22 protein-coding genes are annotated in these 19846 nt (G+C 66.8%); 6 read left to right on the forward strand and 16 right to left on the reverse strand.

Annotated features, from left to right (window positions below; all coding sequences use genetic code 11):
- The first annotated feature begins 34 nt into the window (after positions 1 to 34).
- Positions 35 to 1711: an IS1182 family transposase gene (locus ACWCO2_RS02615; RefSeq protein WP_450125940.1), complete on the forward strand. Its 1677-nt coding sequence runs from the start codon at positions 35 to 37 to the stop codon at positions 1709 to 1711.
- 158 nt (positions 1712 to 1869) lie between these two features.
- A complete protein-coding gene (locus ACWCO2_RS02620) occupies positions 1870 to 2328 on the forward strand; it encodes a tRNA (cytidine(34)-2'-O)-methyltransferase (protein ID WP_450125941.1) in 459 nt (152 codons plus the stop codon).
- On the opposite strand, the gene ACWCO2_RS02625 is transcribed toward ACWCO2_RS02620, so the two are convergent.
- The 12 genes from ACWCO2_RS02625 to ACWCO2_RS02680 form a co-directional block, all read right to left on the reverse strand.
- Positions 2325 to 3023, reverse strand: a complete 699-nt coding sequence (locus ACWCO2_RS02625; protein ID WP_450125942.1) for a YwaF family protein — start codon at positions 3021 to 3023, stop codon at positions 2325 to 2327. The genes ACWCO2_RS02620 and ACWCO2_RS02625 overlap by 4 nt on opposite strands.
- A gap of 300 nt (positions 3024 to 3323) precedes the next feature.
- Positions 3324 to 4505, reverse strand: a complete 1182-nt coding sequence (gene metK / locus ACWCO2_RS02630) for a methionine adenosyltransferase (RefSeq protein WP_450126014.1) — start codon at positions 4503 to 4505, stop codon at positions 3324 to 3326.
- Between the two features lie 94 nt (positions 4506 to 4599).
- Positions 4600 to 5850: a bifunctional phosphopantothenoylcysteine decarboxylase/phosphopantothenate--cysteine ligase CoaBC gene (gene coaBC, locus ACWCO2_RS02635; RefSeq protein ID WP_450125943.1), complete on the reverse strand. Its 1251-nt coding sequence runs from the start codon at positions 5848 to 5850 to the stop codon at positions 4600 to 4602.
- Positions 5847 to 6140, reverse strand: coding sequence for a DNA-directed RNA polymerase subunit omega (gene rpoZ, locus ACWCO2_RS02640; RefSeq protein ID WP_450125944.1), 294 nt, complete (start codon positions 6138 to 6140; stop codon positions 5847 to 5849). Before rpoZ ends, coaBC begins: the two co-directional genes overlap by 4 nt.
- A gap of 120 nt (positions 6141 to 6260) precedes the next feature.
- Positions 6261 to 6863: a guanylate kinase gene (gmk, locus tag ACWCO2_RS02645; RefSeq protein WP_450125945.1), complete on the reverse strand. Its 603-nt coding sequence runs from the start codon at positions 6861 to 6863 to the stop codon at positions 6261 to 6263.
- A complete protein-coding gene (mihF, locus tag ACWCO2_RS02650; protein ID WP_450126015.1) occupies positions 6860 to 7177 on the reverse strand; it encodes an integration host factor, actinobacterial type in 318 nt (105 codons plus the stop codon). The genes gmk and mihF overlap by 4 nt, the downstream gene beginning before the upstream one ends.
- Before the next feature lie 543 nt (positions 7178 to 7720).
- The gene (locus tag ACWCO2_RS02655; protein ID WP_450125946.1) at positions 7721 to 8494 is read right to left on the reverse strand and encodes an ESX secretion-associated protein EspG; all 774 of its coding nucleotides are present in this window, start codon (positions 8492 to 8494) and stop codon (positions 7721 to 7723) included.
- 77 nt (positions 8495 to 8571) lie between these two features.
- Positions 8572 to 9801 carry a hypothetical protein gene (locus ACWCO2_RS02660; protein WP_450125947.1) on the reverse strand — a complete coding sequence of 410 codons (1230 nt, stop codon included), beginning with the start codon at positions 9799 to 9801 and terminating at the stop codon, positions 8572 to 8574.
- Between the two features lie 68 nt (positions 9802 to 9869).
- Positions 9870 to 10508, reverse strand: a complete 639-nt coding sequence (locus ACWCO2_RS02665; RefSeq protein WP_450125948.1) for a DUF3558 domain-containing protein — start codon at positions 10506 to 10508, stop codon at positions 9870 to 9872.
- Positions 10417 to 10896, reverse strand: a complete 480-nt coding sequence (locus ACWCO2_RS02670) for a hypothetical protein (RefSeq protein WP_450125949.1) — start codon at positions 10894 to 10896, stop codon at positions 10417 to 10419. The genes ACWCO2_RS02665 and ACWCO2_RS02670 overlap by 92 nt, the downstream gene beginning before the upstream one ends.
- A 385-nt stretch (positions 10897 to 11281) precedes the next feature.
- Complete coding sequence (locus ACWCO2_RS02675) at positions 11282 to 11485, reverse strand: DUF397 domain-containing protein (protein ID WP_450125950.1); 204 nt, start codon at positions 11483 to 11485, stop codon at positions 11282 to 11284.
- Between the two features lie 21 nt (positions 11486 to 11506).
- Positions 11507 to 12319, reverse strand: coding sequence for a helix-turn-helix domain-containing protein (locus tag ACWCO2_RS02680; RefSeq protein WP_450125951.1), 813 nt, complete (start codon positions 12317 to 12319; stop codon positions 11507 to 11509).
- A 202-nt stretch (positions 12320 to 12521) separates the two neighbouring features.
- Here ACWCO2_RS02680 and ACWCO2_RS02685 point away from each other — a divergent pair, with 202 nt between their 5' ends.
- Entirely contained in the window at positions 12522 to 12737 is a 216-nt protein-coding gene (locus ACWCO2_RS02685; protein ID WP_450125952.1) for a hypothetical protein, read from the forward strand.
- Between the two features lie 17 nt (positions 12738 to 12754).
- A complete protein-coding gene (locus ACWCO2_RS02690; RefSeq protein WP_450125953.1) occupies positions 12755 to 13672 on the forward strand; it encodes a hypothetical protein in 918 nt (305 codons plus the stop codon).
- Between the two features lie 189 nt (positions 13673 to 13861).
- On the opposite strand, the gene ACWCO2_RS02695 is transcribed toward ACWCO2_RS02690, so the two are convergent.
- The 3 genes from ACWCO2_RS02695 to ACWCO2_RS02705 form a co-directional block, all read right to left on the reverse strand.
- Complete coding sequence (locus tag ACWCO2_RS02695) at positions 13862 to 14365, reverse strand: hypothetical protein (protein WP_450125954.1); 504 nt, start codon at positions 14363 to 14365, stop codon at positions 13862 to 13864.
- Complete coding sequence (locus ACWCO2_RS02700) at positions 14362 to 15426, reverse strand: serine/threonine-protein kinase (protein WP_450125955.1); 1065 nt, start codon at positions 15424 to 15426, stop codon at positions 14362 to 14364. Before ACWCO2_RS02700 ends, ACWCO2_RS02695 begins: the two co-directional genes overlap by 4 nt.
- An 83-nt stretch (positions 15427 to 15509) precedes the next feature.
- On the reverse strand, positions 15510 to 15662 hold the full coding sequence (locus tag ACWCO2_RS02705; protein WP_450125956.1) for a hypothetical protein: 153 nt from the start codon (positions 15660 to 15662) through the stop codon (positions 15510 to 15512).
- Between the two features lie 514 nt (positions 15663 to 16176).
- On the opposite strand from ACWCO2_RS02705, the gene ACWCO2_RS02710 reads away from it, so the two are divergent.
- Positions 16177 to 18033, forward strand: coding sequence for an ABC transporter ATP-binding protein (locus ACWCO2_RS02710; RefSeq protein ID WP_450125957.1), 1857 nt, complete (start codon positions 16177 to 16179; stop codon positions 18031 to 18033).
- Positions 18030 to 18944, forward strand: coding sequence for a serine/threonine-protein kinase (locus ACWCO2_RS02715; RefSeq protein ID WP_450125958.1), 915 nt, complete (start codon positions 18030 to 18032; stop codon positions 18942 to 18944). Before ACWCO2_RS02710 ends, ACWCO2_RS02715 begins: the two co-directional genes overlap by 4 nt.
- Before the next feature lie 27 nt (positions 18945 to 18971).
- On the opposite strand, the gene ACWCO2_RS02720 is transcribed toward ACWCO2_RS02715, so the two are convergent.
- Positions 18972 to 19655: a hypothetical protein gene (locus ACWCO2_RS02720; RefSeq protein WP_450125959.1), complete on the reverse strand. Its 684-nt coding sequence runs from the start codon at positions 19653 to 19655 to the stop codon at positions 18972 to 18974.
- Positions 19656 to 19846: the final 191 nt, after the last annotated feature.

Consider the following 19846-nt stretch of genomic DNA (forward strand, 5'->3'; position numbering starts at 1 on the left):
ATCTTCTTCTGGGTGGTGGAGAAGGGGTTGGGCGGTGTCGGTGCAGCCGCGTGGGTGGCCGGAGGTTCCTGAGCAGACCGGGCTGGTGGCCCGGGCGGCGTTTCCGAAGGGGACGTTGGCGATTCGGGTCCGTGATGAGCTGCCGGGTTTGTTCGTTGATACCGAGTTTGTTTCGGCGTTTGGGGTACGGGGCAAACCCGGGATCTCTCCGGGGCAGTTGGCGCTGGTCACGGTGTTGCAGTTCGCGGAGAACCTGACCGATCGGCAGGCCGCTGAAGCGGTGCGGGCGCGGATCGACTGGAAATACGCGCTCGGCCTGGAGTTGACCGATCCGGGATTCGACCACACCGTGTTGACCGGGTTCCGGCAGCGGTTGATCGACCATGGGCTGGAAGAGAAGGTCCTGGATCTGCTGCTGGCCCGGTGCTCGGAGTTGGGGCTGGTCAAGGCCAAGGGGCGGCAGCGTACCGATTCCACCCATGTGCTCGCGGCGGTGCGATCAGTCAACCGGTTGGAGTTCTTGGTTGAGACGCTGCGAGCGGCGCTGGAGGCGCTGGCCGCGGCGGCCCCGGACTGGCTGGCCACCCACATTGACGCCGACTGGGTCGCCCGCTACGGCGCCCGAGCCGATTCGTATCGGCTACCCGCGGGCCAGGACAAACGTGTGGCGATGGCTACGCGGGTCGGCCTCGACGGATTCGCCCTGCTGGAGGCCGCCTGCGCCCAAACCGCACCGGTGTGGCTGGCCGAGATCCCCACGATCACCGTCCTGCGGAGGGTGTGGATCCAGCAGTACCACCGCACGATCACCGGCGACGGGCAGGAGGTGGCATGGCGGGAGGCCGAAGACCTCCCGCCGGGCAGAGACCGGATCTGCTCCCCGTATGACACCGACGCCCGGTATGCCACCAAACGCGGCCAGGGCTGGGAAGGCTACAAACTTCACCTCACCGAAACCTGCGACGAGGCCACCGAAACCGGCCTGCCGCATCTGGTCACAGGCGTGGCCACCACCGACGCGACCGTCACCGACGTCGAAATGACCGGCGGCATTCACGCCGGTCTCGGCCGCCGCGATCTGCTTCCCGGCGAGCACATCGTGGATGCCGGTTACACCTCCGCCGAGTTACTCCTGGACTCCGCACGCGATTTCGGGATCACCCTGTTCGGGCCGCTGCGCGAGGACACCTCCCCGCAGGCCCGCGCGGGCGGCGGTTTCGACCGCAGCGCGTTCACCATCGACTGGGACAACCACCAGGTCACCTGCCCACAAGGGGTGACCACCACGAGCTGGTCGCCCTGCACCGAACGCGGCCGGGAATCGATCGTGTTGCGTTTCCCTGCCACAGCCTGTAAGTCCTGCCCTGTCCGTCCACAGTGCACACGCTCCACCCGCGTCGGCCGGCAGCTGATGCTGCGGCCCCGCGAGATCCACGACACCATCGAGCACGCCCGCGCCGAGCAGACCACCGATGAGTGGAAACAACGCTACGCGGTCCGGGCCGGCGTCGAGGGCACGATCCACCAAGCGGTCGCGGCCACCGGCATCCGCCGCACCCGCTACCGCGGCCTGCCCAAAACACACCTCGCGCACGTCTTCAGCGCGGTCGCGATCAACCTCATCCGCCTGGACGCCTGGTGGATAGGCGTCCAGCCCGGCACAACACGAACCAGCCACCTCGCCAGGCTCGACCTCGCCCTCGCCGCATAACGATCAATAAGACAACAGAGTCCTGTAGCCCCACAAAGTGCCCACGACCCCTTGCTGGCGGCCGCCACGCGTCGACCGGCAACAACAGTTGATCTCGCCGCACCAACGGTTTTCCGCCCCGGAGTGCCGCCGGGCGCACCGGTGTGAAACGATTTCGGGTGTTTCACGTCGTCTTCTACCACCCGGAAATCCCCGGCAACGCGGGCAACGCGATCCGCATGGCGGCCGGCTCCGGATGCGCCCTGCACCTGATCGAACCGCTCGGGTTCTCCGTGGAAGATGCGAAGCTGCGCAGAGCCGGTCTCGACTACCACGACCAGGCCGCCCTGCACGTCCACCCGGACCTCGACTCGGCGTGGCGGGCGCTGCAGCCGGAGCGGATCTTCGCCTTCAGCTCGAAAGCCAAGCGCTCCTACGAAACGGTCGACTACCAGCCAGGCGACGTCCTGCTGTTCGGCCCGGAATCCACCGGTCTGCCCGACGAGGTCCTCGACGACGTGACGATGCAGGTGCGTATCCCCATGCTGCCCGGCATCCGCTCGATGAACCTCGCCAACTCCGCCGCAGTCGCGGTCTACGAAGCCTGGCGCCAGCAGGGCTTCGCCATGGGCGCCTAAGCACGCACGGATCGGGTCCACGGCCAGGTCAGCAGTGCCCAGGCAACCATCCCGACGACCGCCGCCACGGCCAGGTACCAGGGCCAACCGCCCATCAGGTCGAGCAACGACGGGTTGTTCGGCTTCCGGCTGACGAAGCCGTAGTTGGTGCCCGCCCACGCGTTGAAGGCCAGCATCACCACCGCCCACCCCAGGGTCACCACCACCGCGAACCAGTAGCCTCGCCAGTTCGGACGCACCCCGACTGCCCAGGTCAGGAACGCCGCAGACCAGATCACCAGCAGGTGCTGCCCCCAGAACTCGATGAACTCCAGCGACGGGAAGTCCGGCGCGTCCAGGGCCGGCGTGATCATCGCTTGCGGCGTCAGCGTCAACCCCCAGTAGTAGAGGAGCGCGCACGCCAGCGGCTGCCGCGACCACAGCGCGAAGGCGCTGACCATCCACGCGAGGCCGCACAGGTGCAGCGGCAGGGAATCACCGATGGCCCACCGCGAGGGCAGCATCCTGTAGATCATCAGCGGCAGGTCGAACGCCACGACCACCACGGCGAAGACCCGCGCGAACAGCACGATCGTCCCCGCCTCGCGACACCGACGTCCGAGCACGACGAGCGCAACGGCCCCGACCACGATCAGCGCCATGAGCACCAAGTGAGACGGGCCGTAAGGAACGAATCGATCCCCACCAGGCCCCACTCCCCCACCCTAAGCGCACCCCATCGCGCCCAACGGGTCCCGCAATTTCAATGGAAATCAGACGTCTGATGTCCATTGAAATTGCGGAAGTTCTCCACAGGACCCGGAACCTGTCCACACCCTCCGGCGTGTCGGGCGCCGGACACGTCGTGGGTCCACAGTTTCAATTGAAACTGTAAATCCCAGGCACGACGGATCACAGTTTCAATTGAAACTGTGATCCTCCACCACCCGAAGGGGACTCGCAACGCGAAGGGCCCTCCGACCAGTTCCGGTCGGAGGGCCCTTCGGGGTGAGACGTCAGGCGTTGGCTGCGGCCTTGAGGGCGTCGGCCCGGTCCGTGCGCTCCCAGGGGAGGTCGAGGTCCGGGCGGCCGAAGTGACCGTACGCCGCGGTCTGGGCGTAGATCGGACGCAGCAGGTCCAGGTCGCGGATGATCGCCGCCGGGCGCAGGTCGAAGACCTCGTTGATCGCCGACTGGATGCGGGCCGGGTCGACGTTCTCGGTACCGAAGGTCTCCACGAACAGACCCACCGGAGCCGCCTTGCCGATCGCGTAAGCGACCTGCACCTCGATGCGACCGGCCAGACCAGCGGCAACGGCGTTCTTCGCAACCCAACGAGTCGCGTAAGCAGCCGAGCGGTCCACCTTCGACGGGTCCTTGCCCGAGAACGCACCGCCACCGTGACGGGCCATGCCGCCGTAGGTGTCGACGATGATCTTCCGGCCGGTCAGACCGGCGTCACCCATCGGACCGCCGACGACGAACCGGCCGGTCGGGTTGACCAGCAGTCGCGTGTCGGAGGTGTCGAGGTCGAGCTGCTCGATCTCCGGGCCGACCACCTGGTCCTTGACGTCGATGGCGAGCATGCCCTCGAGGTCGATGTCGGCCGCGTGCTGCGTCGACAGCACCACGGTGTCCAGCCGAACGGCCTGGTCACCGGCGTACTCGATGGTCACCTGGGTCTTGCCGTCGGGACGCAGGTACGGCAGCACGCCGTCCTTGCGAACCTTGGTCAGCCGACGCGACAGGCGGTGCGCCAGCGCGATCGGCAGCGGCATGAACTCCGGCGTGTCGTCGCAGGCGTAGCCGAACATCAGGCCCTGGTCACCGGCGCCCTGCTTGGCGATCTCGTCGAGCACGCCCTCGACCCGCGACTCGTGCGCGGTGTCCACGCCCTGCGCGATGTCCGGGGACTGCGACCCGATGGCCACGTTCACGCCGCAGGAGTTGCCGTCGAACCCCTTGGCCGAGGAGTCGTAGCCGATTTCGAGGATCTTGTCCCGCACGATGGTCGGGATGTCGGCGTAGGCGTCAGTGGTGACCTCACCAGCGACGTGCACCTGGCCGGTGGTCACCAGGGTTTCCACCGCGACGCGCGAACGCGGGTCCTGGCCCAGCAACGCGTCCAGGATCGAGTCGCTGATCGCATCGCAGATCTTGTCCGGGTGGCCTTCGGTCACGGACTCACTGGTGAACAACCTGCGACCGGTGCGCAGGTCAGACTGCTGACTCACGACTCTCCCTGAAGTGCTTGCAAAACCCACCGCATGGTGGTTGACGTGCGCAGCCACCCTACTTGCGGCGCAGCTGCCCGGTCACAGCATCCCACAACGTGGACGCCAGCCTGGATTTCGCGCCGAACGGGATGGGCTGCTCGGTGCCGTCGCTGGCCAGCAGCCAACCGGCGTTGTCCTCGACCTCGAAGGCCTTGCCGTCCCCGACGGCGTTGACCACGAGCAGGTCGCAGCCCTTGCGGGCCAACTTGGCGCGGCCGTGGTCGAGGACCGAGGTGGTCGTATCGCCGGTCTCGGCGGCGAACCCCGCGATCAGCGACGCGGACAGCTTGCCCGCGGCGCGCGCTTCGACCAGCTCGGCGAGGACGTCCGGGTTCTGGGTCAGAGCCAGCGGCTCCGGATCCTGACCGGACTTCTTGATCTTGTGCTCGACGAGCTTCGCCGGGCGGAAGTCGGCCACGGCGGCGGCCATCACCACGGCGTCCGCGCCGTCGGCCTCGGCAAGCATCACCGACCGCAGTTCCTCCGCGGTGCCCACCTTGATCACCCGGACCCCGGCGGGATCCACCAAGTCAGCGGTGTGCGCGGCGACCAGCGTCACGTCCGCACCGCGGTGCGCGGCCACGCGGGCCAGCGCGTACCCCTGTCGGCCGGACGAGCGGTTACCCAGGTAGCGCACCGGGTCCAACGGCTCGCGGGTGCCACCGGCGGAGATCACCACGCGGTGGCCTTCGAGATCGCGCGGCAGCGCTACGGGCTCGGCGAGCAGCAGGCGGGCCAGGTCGACGATCTCGGCCGGGTCGGGCAGTCGGCCCTTGCCGGTGTCCTTGCCGGTCAACCGGCCGCTGTCCGGCTCCGCGACGACCACGCCGCGGCTGCGCAGCAGCGCCACGTTGTGCTGGGTGGCCGGGTGCTCCCACATCTCGGTGTGCATCGCCGGGACCATCAGCACCGGGCACCGGGCGGTCAGCAGCGTCGAGGTGAGCAGGTCGTCGGCCTGCCCGTGCGCGGCGCGGGCCAGCAGGTCAGCGGTGGCGGGGGCGACTACGACCAGGTCGGCTTCCTGCCCAAGGCGCACGTGCTGGACCTCGTGGACGTCGCTGAACACACCGGTGCGCACCGGCTGCCCGGACAGCGCCTCGAAGGTCGCCGCGCCGACGAAGTTCAGCGCGGCCTCGGTCGGGACCACTCGGACGCTGTGCCCGGACTCGGTCAACCGCCGCAGCACCTCGCACGCCTTGTAGGCGGCGATGCCACCGCTGACGCCGAGGACCACCCGCGGGCGATCCTCGGCGCGGTGTTGGGTCACTCGCCTTCGGTGTGCTCGAGCACGCCGGCGTGGATCTCGCGGAGCGCGATCGACAGCGGCTTCTCGCGCGGGCCCGGCTCGACCAGCGGACCGACGTACTCCAGCAGGCCCTCGCCGAGCTGGGCGTAGTAGTCGTTGATCTGCCGCGCGCGCTTCGCGGAGTAGATCGCCAGCGCGTACTTCGAGCTGACCTGCTCGAGCAGGTCGTCGATCGGCGGGTAGGTGATGCCTTCTGCGGTGTTGGTGGACGGGCTGCTGTTGAGCGCAGCCAGCGCGCTAGGGGTGCTCACGTAAGTGGCTCCTGCTCCTCGTGTACGGCGGCGTTGTGCCGTTGCCTTGGGGCGGCGATGCGGACCGCGGGGTGCCGGACTTCGGTCGACCGAACTCCGGTGCTGCTCACCGCTGGCTCGTCACAGTTCGCGGCCAAGTATTAATCGTAGCAATTCGCTGGTCGCGGCCTGCACGTCGGCGTTGACCACGCTGGCGTCGAACTCCGATTCGGCGGCCAGTTCCTCGCGCGCGGTCGTCAACCGGTGCTCGACGACCTCAGCTGGTTCGGTGCCGCGACCGGTGAGCCGGTCCACCAGCACCTCCCAGGACGGGGGCAGCAGCATGACCAGCTGCGCCTCCGGCATTGCCTGGCGGACCTGGCGGGCACCCTGTAGTTCGATCTCCAGCACCGCCGGCCGCCCGGCCGCGAGGGCTTCCTCGACGGGCTTGCGCGGGGTGCCGTAGAAGTTGCCCGCGTAGCGGGCGTGCTCGAGCATCTCGCCGTCGGCGATCATCCGCTCGAACTCGGCGGTGTCGACGAAGTGGTAGTGCTCGCCGTCGACCTCCCCGGCGCGGGGCGCGCGGGTGGTGGCGGAAACGCTGAAGTAGATCTCCGGCGCCCGCCTGCGAACCTCGCTGAGGACGCTGGACTTGCCGACGCCGGAAGGGCCGGAAACGACGGTGAGCCGAGGCTCGCCCTGACGGACGGTCCTCGGCTCAGCGCCGGTTTTTGCGTCGATCACTCGGCGCTGAACTCGGAGAGCAGCGCCTTGCGCTGCCGCTCACCCAGTCCGCGCAGACGACGGCTGTTGGCGATCTCCAGCCGCTCCATGATCTGCTGGGCGCGGACCTTGCCAACGCCGGGAAGAGCCTCGAGCAGGGCGGAGACCTTCATCTTGCCCAGGACCTCGTTGTTGTCGGCGGCGTCCAGGACCTCCGCCAGCGTGGTTCCGCCTCGCTTGAGGCGCTCCTTGAGCTCCGCTCGGGCGCGACGGGCGGCAGCCGCCTTTTCCAGAGCTGCTGCCCGCTGCTCCTCGGTCAGCTGGGGAAGGGCCACCATGTCCTCCGTGATGTGGGGTTTCTCTTGATCGGTGCGGCGAACGGTACCGAGTCGGCTCGACCGGGTTCCACTTGGGTCCGGTTTTCGTGAACCTGATTCAGCTAGGCCCGCCACCAGGCCTGCTCGTACGAGGCGTGCACGAGCAGGGCGCCGCTGCAAGTACTACCAACAAAGCCGCTGAAGTGCACTAATCTCGGCAAAATTCATCAAATCTGTCCGATTTCCGGGCAGTTGAGCCATGCCGGTGCCGTCCTCGCAGGTCAAGCCGGGGTGAAATGCCCCTCGTCCGCAAAGTGATCAAGGCCTCTGCAACCTCCGCGAAGTTTCCGCAACGCGGAAGTTCCGCCTCGATCCAGCCTCCACCGCCCGACCACCGCGACACCGGTCCCGAAACCCGGCGCACGAAACTCCCGCCCCACCAACATCAAGAGCCGGGACCGCACGGCTGAGGCTCGGGACACGGGCTCGTCGTCGGGCTGAGGCAGGCATGGAAGGGCTCCCAAATTTAGGGAAATTTGGGAGCTCCTCGGCGGGCCGGGGTTAGAGGGTCTTCATGAGGTCTTGGACTCGGGAGGCCATTCGTTGTTTGTCGATCGGGGCGACCGTGGTCCAGGGTTCCGCGCCTCGGTTGTTGGTTTCAATCATGTACCAGCCCTTGGGGGTGGCGAAGAAGTTCGTCACCATCGGGGCTCGGTGGCGCTTGCCCTGGCCGTCGATCATCGATGCGCCGAACTGGGCCCACGCGGTTCGCTCGCCGCCGGCCATCTCGACGAGCTGGCGGGCGTCGTCTCGCTTGACGCCTTGGCGGGCGAGGCCGTCCGCCATCGCGCGGTCGGAGTTTCCTGCGTTCTTGGCCGCTTCCGCCATCGCTGCGCTGCGCAGCGATACTCCGCGTCCCTGTCCGGCTTTCAGGTCGTTCGGGAGGACGCTGAGGAGGGCTCGGACCATGGAGTCCGCGGGAAGTGCTTGCAAGCGAACGGATTCCTCGTTCAGGACGGCGAGCGTGGCGTTGTTGCGGACGTTGGCGACCATTCCGGTCGTCTTGCGCTCGCCGTCGGAGGTGCGCTCGCCGAAGGTGATGTCGAAGGCTCGCTCGTAGCGCTGCAGCGGCAGGAAAACGCCGCAGATGTCGTCTTCGCGCATCTCGTTGCCGAATCCGAGCCGGTGCAGCTCGTCCCAGGCCCGGCGCACGACTTCGCGGCGCTCGGACTCCAGGATCCCCTCCGGCAGGACGTTGAGCACGATCGGCTTGGTCCCCAGGTTGAAGTGCTTCCACGCCTCGTGGAAGGCCTGCTTCGACAGTTCGAACTTCACGGAATTCTCCCCAGACCGCTGCGTGGGCGGCACCGAGCGATGCCGCCCACGCGATCGACTGCTTCGTTGCGGACTACTTACTGCTGCGAGTTCCAGTCCCCGAACACCGGGGGCGCGACCTTCGGCAGGTCGTCGTCGAAGAACCCGTGGTCACCCTTGAGGTAGTCAGGAGTCTCGTGCTCCTGGTCCTCCTCGCCCTGCTTGCCCTGCGGACGCCCACCAGCGGCACCACCGGCACCGCCAACACCACCGCGGCCACCCGCAGCACCGGAACCAGAGCCGGAGCCGGAACCGGAACCAGTTCCGGAGCCACCAGGCCCACCGATGCCGGCACGACCCCCAGCGCCAGGACCAGACCCGGCGCCACGGCCACTGGCGCCACCTGCGCCGAGCCCACCGCGGCCAGAGCCACCGGCTCCGCCAGCACCCGTGCCCCGGCCACCAGCGCCAGAGCCGCTTCCGCCGCCACCAGGACCGCCGATCATCCCGGGACCACCGACGCCCGGAAAAGGCACGCGCCCGCCACCCGGACCGCCCGACTGACCAGGCCCACCGGTCTGGCCGGGACCGCCCGAACCAGGCTGCTGCCACACCGGATTCGTGCTGTTGAAGCCGCCGCCACCAGGACCGCCAGAGCCAGGACCACCGGTGCCACCAGTGCCGCCGTAACCGGCCGGACCGGTCGAGCTGTACCCACCGCCGTAACCGCCAGTGCCACCGCCGCCAGCCCACTGGCTGTTCGTCCCCGACGGATTCCCGGAAACCTGCGGCACACCACCAACATTGGTGTGCTGCGAACCAGCAACAGCGACGTTCATACCGTTGTCAGGAGGCGGCGTGAACTGGGCATTCCCAGCGACAGTGCTCTGTGATGTGTTGTCGTAGGCCTGAAAGGCTTGGACGGCGTCCTGCCTCAGCTTCTCGTTGTGCTCCTTGGCAGCCTCGGCATCGGTCTGGCCGTTCACCAGGCTGTCCCACTGGTCTTTGAACCAGTTGCTGTCCGGGGCTTGCTGCTCTTCACCCTTGCCCGGAATCGAAGACTGCACCTTCGCAAAGGCTTCGCCCTGCTGGTACATCAGTTCCGACTGTGCAAGCGCGTTGTCAGCAGCCACTTCAGTCCAAAGAGCAACGGGCACGGCCTGATTCTGCATGGCCTCGCCAGACTCGGACTGCATGAAGGCCCCAGCTTCCTTCAGCTTGTCCTCGATGCGAGTCTTCAGCTCCCGGAGGTACCGGTCTTCGCCTTGCCAAACCTGCGAGGTGTCGTAGAGGCCGTTCGCGTTACCGCCCTCGACCCAACCGCGCATATCCTCGAGGCTCGCGCCTTCGAAATCAGAAGGTTCGATATGTCTGACGTCGGTCATCCCCTGCCCCCTCACGCACCAGGAAGATTCTGCAGAGCGGCTTCAGCGAACCGCTTGGAAAGTTCGCACGGGTTTGGATCACCAGACGAGACCAGCCCGTTCACGAACAACGAACCCTTATCAGCAACATCCAAAGAAAGTGTGCAGTTCGTCTTATTCGTACCGAGCTGCGCAGTGGGGTAACCAGAGATGTCAGTCATCTCCACGCTCGACTTACGAGCATCCGCAAACTGCTGCATCGTCTTAGACTTGTCGACACCGACGAAGACCATGAATCCTCCGCCGGAGGCACCCATATTGTACCGACACCCAGGGATCCCGTTGGACTCAACGGCACGTGGCTCCTGATCAGCACCAAGCTGCTTGGCCTGATCGCCAGCGATGATCGCGCACTGGTCCGCCAGATCAAGCGACTTCGCAGGAGACGTGCGTCCAGACTGAGACGATGCTGACGTCTCAGGCGCCGCAGTCTGCTCCTCGGTGGGGCGCGTCTCATCCGCGCCTCCTCCGCAACCCGCCAAGAACAAACTCGCCAGAACTGCGCCCAACGCGAGTCCCTTACGCAAGATTTCCTCCCCGCATGCCATCGGCCGCATTCTGATCATCAATCCGGTTCTGCTGCGCGCCCTTCTGGAGCCTCGACGCAACATCGTCAAACAGATCGGCAAGCTTCAGGTAGTTGTCCAGATACGCCTCCGGATTCCCGGAGGCAACCGATCCGTATTTTTCTGCAGCTTGAGTGCTGACAGGATCCGAACCTGGCGGCTCCACGGAAGCAAGCACGTAGTTCTCCGACTGACGTGCGCGAAGCTCCTCCGCCTCACCCTTGAAGAACTGGGCGAGCTTGTCCACCTGGTCCGGGTCGACGAGCATCGAACCGCCCGCAGCCTGCGCCGAAGCCAGCGCCGCATTGTCCGCAGCCCGCGTCATGATGTTCACCATGCCGCCGAGAGCCCCAGCCGGGCCGGGCATCGCCCGCATTGCGTCGACCTGGCGCTGGTCGACAGACTGGTACGTGCCGCCATCCCCCTCGGACACAGTCGAACTCCCCTCGTTCGCCAGCCGTCGCGGGGTCCAGCGACGGCCTTCAGGTTGCCACCGGGGCAAACTTTAACGCCCGTAGAGTCATTTCGAGGTGGGGTTGACCAAAGAACATTGCGACATCCGAGTGATTTTGACCTCGGTAGACGACGCAAGGGTTTCGGAGTCTACGCAGGTCAGCTATGGGATACAACCATCCAGCTTGCTTCCGCTAAGTCGAAAACACCACGTCAGAAGCCCCGGTCAGCCAGAGAAAACGGGCACTCATATCCGCCGAAGCTGGCAAGTAGACCGGCCCACTTGCCAGCGTTCAAGGTTGATCAATCAACAAAAAGCGGCATCCGGGCAGGACCGCCCGGATGCCGTTTCCCGTATCGATCGCCTACCCGTCGAACCGTCCGAGCCGGAGGCCTTCAAGGAAGGAAGCCCAGGTCGCCGCACCTAACACCAGCTGGCCACCATCAGGATCCTTGGAATCACGCGCCGCGACAGCTGATCCGCTGAACGCGACCTCGACGCAGTTGCCGTAGTTGCTGCTTCGACTGCTCTTGCGCCAGCGAAGCGCCGAGAGATCCAGTGAGGTCACTGCGCTGCTCCTTGCCGGTCTTCACACCAACCGATCGGCGATGCTGTTGATGAGGTCGACTGAATCCTTGACCGACAGCGCCATGTTCTGCAAGGCCTCAAGCGCTTCCTTCGCAGCAGCCACGTGCTCAGGTTCTTCGAGAAATGCGCTGCTACCCCGGTTCTCGAGGTAGACCAGGCTGGGGTGCTTCTCGAAGTCGAGGATGACGAACGGTCCTGCCATCCCTGGATGTACACCGAGCTCGGCGGGCAGCACGCGAAGCGTCACGTTGTCCTGACTCGTCGCGCTGACCAAGTGGCGGAGTTGGCGGAACATCACTCCCGAACCCCCAGCCGGGCGCTCCAGGATGCTCTGCTCGATGAGCACTTCAAGCATGGGCGCTGTCGGCCGGTTCAACAGCGTCTGCCGACCCATGCGAGCGGTGACCAGCGTGTCGACCTCTGCGAGGTTCAGGTCCGGGTCAGTACCCTGAACGATTGCAGTTGCGTACTCCGATGTCTGCAACAAGCCAGGGATGAGCATAGTTTCGTAGTTGTAGAGCGCTACAGCCTCTTTCTCGAAGCGGATCACGTCCTCCCACATCGCTGGCAAGCGGCCGTCCTGGACTTGCCACCAGTTCGGACTGGACGCTGTGCGTACGAGCGTCAGCAGCGTTTCGCGGCGCTCAGTCGGTACGCGATACAGGCCGAGCAGCGCGGCCACGTCGTCCGCGTACAACCCGCGCTGGCCGTTCTCGATCCGGCTGAGCTTGCTCATCGAAAAGCCGAGTGCGCCGGCTACTTCTTCTGCGGCTAGGCCGCTTCGGAGTCTCAGCTCGCGCAGTTCGCTTGACACCCTCCGCACCCGGACCGGGACTCCTGCTCGTCCGTTCATGCGTTCTCCCCGTTTCGGAATCGATCTGAGCTCCCCCCGATCACCATCACTGGTTGCCAGCTGGTCAAGTAACCCCAGTCACCCGAAAGAATCGTTGCGTGCCCGCTCGGGAACTCCGGATAGTCCTTCTAGCAAGCGAACATCCGATGTGGAGGGACGAAACATGTGCGCTCGCTGGCACATTCCCGGCGACGAACGACGGGACGAAGTCGTCGTCGCACTGCTGGTCCGCGACGAGGTCGCGATCAGACAAGGTGACACGGGGGTCGTGGTGAGCCGCGCCCAGCTGACCGACCTCGCCGACAAGCTCTACTTCCTCGACCTCGCCTTCAACGCCGACGCCCGCGACGTCGTCGAAGCCCTCTGCGGCCAGGAATGAACGAGGACGGCTGAAAGATGAAACGAATCCTGCTCGCCGCCTGCGTGCTCGCGGTGACCGCTATCGCTTGCGCGTCACCAACTACGCCGAGCCGTGTGCGGCCCGTCGAAACTCGGCCTGCCTTCGACGGATCGGTCACTCCGGCCAACATCGACCAGGTCGATCCGAACGCCTTGTTCTGGGAGATGTTCCACCGGCAAGCCCAACAGCCGGTCCTGCACACCAGGCGAGAATATTTCGACTCTCCGGACCTGGCTGCCCAACGACGCATGGTCAAGGTGCAAGACGAGATCTACGACTTCCGCACCCGGCGCTACGTCGGCGCCTCCATCGAGCACTGGCGAGGGAGGAGCACGTTGTGGGGCAAGTGCATCGATGGCGTTGAGCACGACTACAGCCCTTCACGGCAGACCTGGAGTCCGGGGAGCAGTCCGCTGTGCCGACCATACCGACCGTTCCTGGGTGACGGGATCATCCCTGCAGGGCTCACCGCCGATCAGGCCGCTGCGATGATCAGCCAGCTGAACAAGGAGTCCTGGCGCTTCCTCGTCGCCGAAAGGCCAAGCCTGGTCGAGGTCAACGGGGCGACCCACCTCCGGCTACCGGTGCGCGCGCGGGCACTGCCGGACGACGAGGGACGTCGTTGGGACATGCAGCATTTGATCTGGGCGTTCCAGAAAGTCGGCCCGAACGTGATGGAGCACCCATTCCCGACGGCGGACAACACCAGTGCAGGTGCGGACATCGTCTACTACCTCGATCCGGAAAGCCTGCTGCCCGCATACATGTTCCGGCAGGCGTTCCGCCCGAGCGACGGTGGTCCGAAACCCGACGCCGTGACGCGCGTCGAGTACGTCCGCCCGCCTGAGCTCCCCGCTGATCCCCTGGCCGACACCACGCCGTGGGCCCTGTCCTGGGCTCCCGACGTACGCTGAAGTACTTACGCCGAAGGAAGGGTTTTCAGGGCTTCTTCTGCGACTTTGGTTGCTGCGTCGCAGCTGCTGCCGACTTCGATCGGGGCTCCGTGGCGGACCAGGGCCGTTACCCGGAGGGAGCCGGTGTCCGCTGCGTCCAGCACCAGGGTGCAGCCCGTTGCGTTGTTGACCGACCGGGAACGTTCCCGTTCAGTTGTCCTCGTTGCCGTTGTTGTTGCCGCGGTTCTCCTGGACCTTCTGCCACTCCTTGCGGTTCTCCTTCCAGTACTGGCGGAGTTCCTGCAGCTTCCTGGCCCGCTCATCGAACCGCTCCTGGCGCTGCTCGACGCGGTCCTCCTCCACCACCGGCGGCTCGGGGACGACCGGCGGATCCGGGGTCACCGTCACGGTGACGGGAGCCGGCGGTTCCGGCAGCGGCATGGTGCGGACGTCCTCGGCGACCCGCTCGGTCGCGGCGAGCAGCGTGCGGGCGGCTTCCGTGGCGAGTTCGCCGCGCGCCTGGGCTTCGGCGATCGCCCGGTGCAACTCGCCGAGCGCCGCCTCCGCGGCAGACCGATCTTGGCTCTCCGCAGCGGTTTTCACGTCGTCGACGCGTCCGAGCAGCTGCTCGCGGATCTGCGCGCCCATCCCCTCAGGCGCACTGCTGCAACCGGTGAGCGCCAGCAGCAAGACTGGCAGCAGAAGCCGTTTCATTCCCGGATCAGTCCCTCCAGGTTCGCGAGGTCTTCCGGCAGCCGCTCCACGCCGGGCGGGCCGGACACCGGCGGCAGGGCTGGCGGATCCGGGGCTGGGGGCAGGGCGAGGTACACGATCAACGCCGCCAGCAGCACCAAGAATCCGGCGCCGCTGATCAGCCATGGCTTCAGGTTTCGGCGCGGCTTCGGCAGCACCTCGGTCTGCGGCGCCTCGGTCTGCGGCACCTCGGTCTGCGGCACCTCGGCTTGGACGCGCGGGATGACCTCGGCCGACCGCCCCGCCAGCAGGTCCGCGCACTCCCCTGCGCTCGGACGCTTGGCCGGATCGGTCGCGGTCATCGCCAACAGGGCACGGTGCAGGCCGCTGGGCAGCTCCAGCGGGACCTCCGGGGCCCGGACCAGCCGCGCCACCGCGCTCTCCGCACCAGAACCGGGGTATTCGACCTTGCCGGTCGCGCTCTCCAGCAGCACCAGGCCCAGCGCGTAGACGTCCGCGGGGAAACCGACCTCGTCGCCGCTGACCTGCTCCGGGGACATGTAGGTGGCGGTGCCGATGAGCACGCCGGAGCCGGTGATGCGCCCGGCCGCGGCGGCCAGCCGCGAGATGCCGAAGTCGGCCAGGTAGACGCTGTCGTCGCCGACGATCAGCACGTTGGAGGGTTTGACGTCGCGGTGCAGGATGCCGTTGCCGTGCACGTGGGCGAGCACGTCGGCCAGCCGGGAGCCGATCTCGGCGACGCGCTGCGGCGGGAGCGCAGCGGTGCGGATCTCGTCGGCGAGGGTGCGGCCCTCGACCAGTTCCATGATCAGGAAGAGCTCGTCGGGGTCGGAGCTGAAGTCGTGCACCGTGACCAGGCCCGGGTGGCTGAGCCCGGCGAGAGTCCGCGCCTCCTCGGCGAAACGCTCCCGACCTGCGGCGTCAGCACCGGAGCGGAACACCTTCGCGGCCACGACCCGCTGCAACCGGGTGTCCATCGCCCGGTGCACGTCGGCCATCCCGCCACTGCCGATGCGGGCACCGAGCCGGTACCGCCCACCCAGCAGAGGTGCCTCACCCATCAGCCCCTCCGGTCCCTTGCGCTCCCGGAACCGACATTAGCCGAACCGGCCTACGGGCCTGCGAGACGACCAGGTGACAGCGCCTACTGCGTGAGCAGGTTGACGGCCGTGGTGGGCGCGGGTCTGGATACCAGGCAAATGCGGTAGGCCTGCTCCCCCAGTCGGCCGATTCCTCGGCGGTTGAAGATCGCGTTGCCCGCCGCCACCACGGACTCCGCCGCAACCTTGTTCTCCATGCGGATCAGCACCGAAGCGCCGTCTCCGCAGCGGGTCGGTCCTTGTTCTGCGCCGCGGACTTCACCGCGTCCACGTGCGCGAGCAGCTGCTCGCGCATCTGCGCGTCGATCGACTGGGGCGCGCTGCCGCAGCCTGGCACAACCGCTGATTCGGATCCGGCAGGAATCGACATCATCCGGTGTCGCAGCGAAAAAATCTGACGGCTGGGCGTTTGGCCACCCTGTGTACCGGAAAGCCCAGATACGGGTCCAAAACTCTTGTCCGACAAGCGTTATCCGGGGGGTTGGGCCCTTCACGATGAGAAATCACGACACACGAGGAGATGGCATGGTTTTCACAGGACTTGCACCGGCTTGGGGTGGGTTCGGCGGCTTCAGCGGCCGTTGCTTCAGCAAGCGCTTCTGCAGTCGCCGGTTCTTCAGCGGCTGTAACGGGTTCTGGTAACAACTAGATCGTTCGGCGGCGGCAGCTGCCGCATCTCGCGACAGCTGCCGCCGCTGAATGCCCAGAGCTATGACTAACATCAACTTCTTCTCCAGAATCCGCTACCTGTTCGGGGTCGGCACGAGCGACCCCGGAGAAGCGCCGGAAGCGGCGCCTCCGGTCAGCGTCCGCGAGATCTTCCGCCGCTTCTGGCCGTACGTGCGCCCCTACCGCGGATGGCTGTGGGTGGTGGTGGCGCTGATCCTGATCGCGCCGATCCTGGACACCGTCACGATCTGGTTCTTCAAGATCCTCGTCGACAAGGTCCTGGTTCCGCGCGATTTCAGCGTCTTCATCGGGCTCGCTGCCGCCTACGTCGGCGTCACGCTGTTCTCGGGGCTCGTCTCGTTCAGCGACCGGTACCTGTCCACCTGGTTGGCCGAGCGGTTCCTGCTGGATCTGCGCACCGACCTGTTCCGGCACCTCCACGAGCTCTCCGTGGAATTCCTGGAACGACGAAAGGTCGGCGACACCCTGTCCCGGATCACCGGCGACCTCGCCGCGATCGAGAACCTGGTGCTGTCCGGGCTCACCCAGACGCTGTCCTACGCGTTCAAGATCGTGCTGTTCACCGGGGCGCTGTTCGTGCTGAGCTGGCAGCTGGCCGTCGTGTCCCTGGTGACCATTCCGGCGTTCTGGCTGGCCGCGCGGTACTTCTCGCGCCGGATCAAAGCGGCGTCGCGCGAAAAGCGGCAGCGCACCGGGTCGATCAGCTCAGTCGCGGAAGAGAGCCTGAACAACGCCGCGCTGGTGAAGGCGTACGGGCGGGAGAACTCCGAAACCGACCGCTTGCACCGCGAGAACCTCGGCAGCTTCGCCGCGGAACTGGTCGCCACCAGACTTCGTGCGCTGTTCTCGCCACTGGTCCAACTGCTGGAGCTGGGCGGCGTGCTGATCATCGTGGGGCTGGGCACCTGGCAGCTGATCCAGAACTCGATCTCCCTGGGCGGCCTGCTGGTGTTCCTCGGCTTCCTCAGCCAGCTCTACGGACCGGTGCGCGGATTCGGCCAGCTCAGCAACACCATCTTCGCGGCCGCTGCGAGCGCCGAACGCGTCATCGAGCTGCTCGACCAGCAGCCGACCGTGCGCGACCCCGTCCGGCCGCGCCAGCTGAACCGCGCTCGCGGCGTGGTCACCTTCGACGACGTCACCTTCCGGTACCCGAACGCGGAGCGCGACGCGGTGCACGGCATCAGCTTCACCGCCGCGCCCGGTCAGACGATCGCCCTGGTCGGAGGCAGCGGATCGGGCAAGTCCACGGCCGGAAAGCTCCTGCTGCGCTTCTACGACCCGGACTCCGGCGCGATCACCCTCGACGGCGCGGATCTCCGCTCGATGCAGCAGAAATCGGTGCGCCACAACGTCGCGGTGGTGCTCCAAGACGTCCTCGCGCTCGACACGAGCGTCCGGAACAACATCCTCTGGGGGAAGCCGGACGCCACCGACGACGAGATCGTGCGCGCGGCCCGCGACGCCGACGCGCACGATTTCATCACCGCGCTGCCCGACGGTTACGAGACCAGGGTCGGCCCCCACGGGCGGCTGCTCTCCGGCGGGCAGCGGCAGCGGATCGCCATTGCCCGCGCGATGATCCGCGACGCCCCGATCCTGCTGCTCGACGAACCGACGGTCGGCCTCGACGCGGCTGCGACCGAACGCGTGCTCGCGCCGCTGCGCCGGCTGATGGCGGGCCGCACCACGATCGTCGTGTCCCACAACCTGATCACCGTCCGGGACGCGGACCAGATCCTGCTGCTCGATCAAGGCCGGATCGCCGAAGCCGGCACGCACTCCGAGCTGGTGGACCGCAACGGCGGCTACGCCGAGCTCTACCGGCTGCACGAACGCAATCACACCACTCCAGTTACCGAACGGGAGACAGCATGACCGCACTCAGCACCGCGCCCGTGGCCGCGCCCGCGCCGACGGATTCCGCACCGGAACCGCATCCGCCGGGCCACGAAATCGCACCAGGTTACCGGGTCATCCAGCACATGCGCCGGGGACGGGAACTCGACACGTACGACGCGTGGAGCGAGGAGCGGTACTGCCGGTGCTTCATCAAAACCGTGCGCCCGGACCGGGCCCATCACGAGGGCGTCCGGAACAGCTTGGAGTTCGAGGGCCGCCTGCTGCTGTCGTTCTCCCACCCGCACATCGTCCGGGCGTACGACGTCGTCGCCGGGGAGCACGGTCCGGTGCTGGTGATGGAAACCCTGCCCGGGATGACGCTTTCGGGCCTGCTCGACACGCGGAGCCGTCGGCTCACCGCCCGCGAACTGGCCCACCTGGGCCTGCACCTGTGCTCCGCGATGCTGTACATGCACGACCGCGGTTACCTGCACCTCGACCTGAACCCGGGCAACATCATCGCGGACGCCGGCCGGGCGCGCGTCATCGATCTCAACCTCTCGCGCAAGCCCGGTCCCAGCAGCACCAGAGCCGGAACGCCATGCGCTATGGCACCCGAGCAGATCCGCGGCGGAACGCTGGGTCCGGAAACCGACGTCTGGGGAGTCGGCCTGGTCCTCTACGGGGCGGCAGCCGGATCCCATCCGTTCGATTCCGGAGCCTTCAGCACCGCGGGGTACTTCGAGTCGTGGTCGTCATTTGCGAAGCGGTGCCCGCAGCTCACCCACCCGGCACCCCCGATCCGAACCCACCGACGGCTGCCCCGCGCGATGGCGACCGCGATCGACGAGTGCCTGCGCCAAGATCCGCAACAGCGCCCGACGCTCGCCGAACTCGGCGAAGCACTGTCCACAGTGGCCGATCCGGTGCCGACCGAAACACCGTGAGTCCTCCGGGGCGTCCTCAGCTCGGCGTCAACGGAGGTTCAGGTAGACGGTTTCGACCAGATCCGGGGCGTTGATCAGGCGGAACTCCAGGGTCGAGTTGTCCCCGAACTGGATCGCGAAGAACTCCACGGGTTCGATCCCCCTGCCACGCTCAGCCGAGGTGAATCGGCCGACTTGCCCGATCGGTATTTCCCACCAGGTTTCGATCGGGCCGGCCGGGGCGGGCGGCTGCCGCTGGCCGCTGTCCTTCGACGCCTTGGCCTTGCCGAACAAGCCGCCCAGCATCCCGGAAGATTCCACCGCCGGTTTCTGCTGTTCGGCGGCCTTCTGAACGGCCTCGACGCGCGCATCCGACTCCACGACCACCGCCAGCCGGCGGTTGCTGCAGGCCAGCCAGGAGAAGTGCTTCCCGCGGCTCAGCGCGTCGCCGCATTGCGCGGCTGCCCGCATCGGGCTGTCGGTGTGGAACCAGCCCCAAACGGCCGGGTCGTGCACCCATTCGTCCGCCATGAGCTCACCCGCCGAAAGGCGGGGGTTCACCAACGGCCACGGCGGCTGCAGACCGTCGTCCTGCTGCGGAAGGTACGGAACCTGCCGGGTGTTCCCGAGCGTCGCGCCGAACCAGCCCGGCTTGTGCTCGCCACCCACGAGGAAGATGAGCTGCTCGCCGGGAGCGCACCAGCCGTCGGTGAGCAGGCGCTGAAAGATCATCGAACCTCACCGACACCGCGCCAGCACTATGCGATGCTTGCATCCAGCAGATGCCCTCCCACCTCGGGACCATTGTTTCTGTCGCAAGAACAATCATCCCAGGCCAGAGGGCATCTGCCCCACCACGACACGACCCCCACCGGCACAAACCCCAACACAACACCGGTGGATCCGGAGTAAGTCGGTCAAAG

The sequence above is a fragment of the Saccharopolyspora sp. NPDC002376 genome (genome assembly GCF_053593195.1).

Bases quoted from the DNA above. Each gene is read 5' to 3' on its own strand.
- ACWCO2_RS02660 (WP_450125947.1), bottom strand. From the start codon at position 9,801: ATGCGCGGTTGGGTCGAGGGCGGTAACGCGAACGGCCTCTACGACACC.
- ACWCO2_RS02665 (WP_450125948.1), bottom strand. From the start codon at position 10,508: ATGTTGCGTCGAGGCTCCAGAAGGGCGCGCAGCAGAACCGGATTGATG.
- ACWCO2_RS02685 (WP_450125952.1), top strand. From the start codon at position 12,522: ATGTGCGCTCGCTGGCACATTCCCGGCGACGAACGACGGGACGAAGTC.
- ACWCO2_RS02690 (WP_450125953.1), top strand. From the start codon at position 12,755: ATGAAACGAATCCTGCTCGCCGCCTGCGTGCTCGCGGTGACCGCTATC.
- ACWCO2_RS02695 (WP_450125954.1), bottom strand. From the start codon at position 14,365: ATGAAACGGCTTCTGCTGCCAGTCTTGCTGCTGGCGCTCACCGGTTGC.
- ACWCO2_RS02700 (WP_450125955.1), bottom strand. From the start codon at position 15,426: ATGGGTGAGGCACCTCTGCTGGGTGGGCGGTACCGGCTCGGTGCCCGC.
- ACWCO2_RS02705 (WP_450125956.1), bottom strand. From the start codon at position 15,662: ATGGAGAACAAGGTTGCGGCGGAGTCCGTGGTGGCGGCGGGCAACGCG.
- ACWCO2_RS02710 (WP_450125957.1), top strand. From the start codon at position 16,177: ATGACTAACATCAACTTCTTCTCCAGAATCCGCTACCTGTTCGGGGTC.
- ACWCO2_RS02715 (WP_450125958.1), top strand. From the start codon at position 18,030: ATGACCGCACTCAGCACCGCGCCCGTGGCCGCGCCCGCGCCGACGGAT.
- ACWCO2_RS02720 (WP_450125959.1), bottom strand. From the start codon at position 19,655: ATGATCTTTCAGCGCCTGCTCACCGACGGCTGGTGCGCTCCCGGCGAG.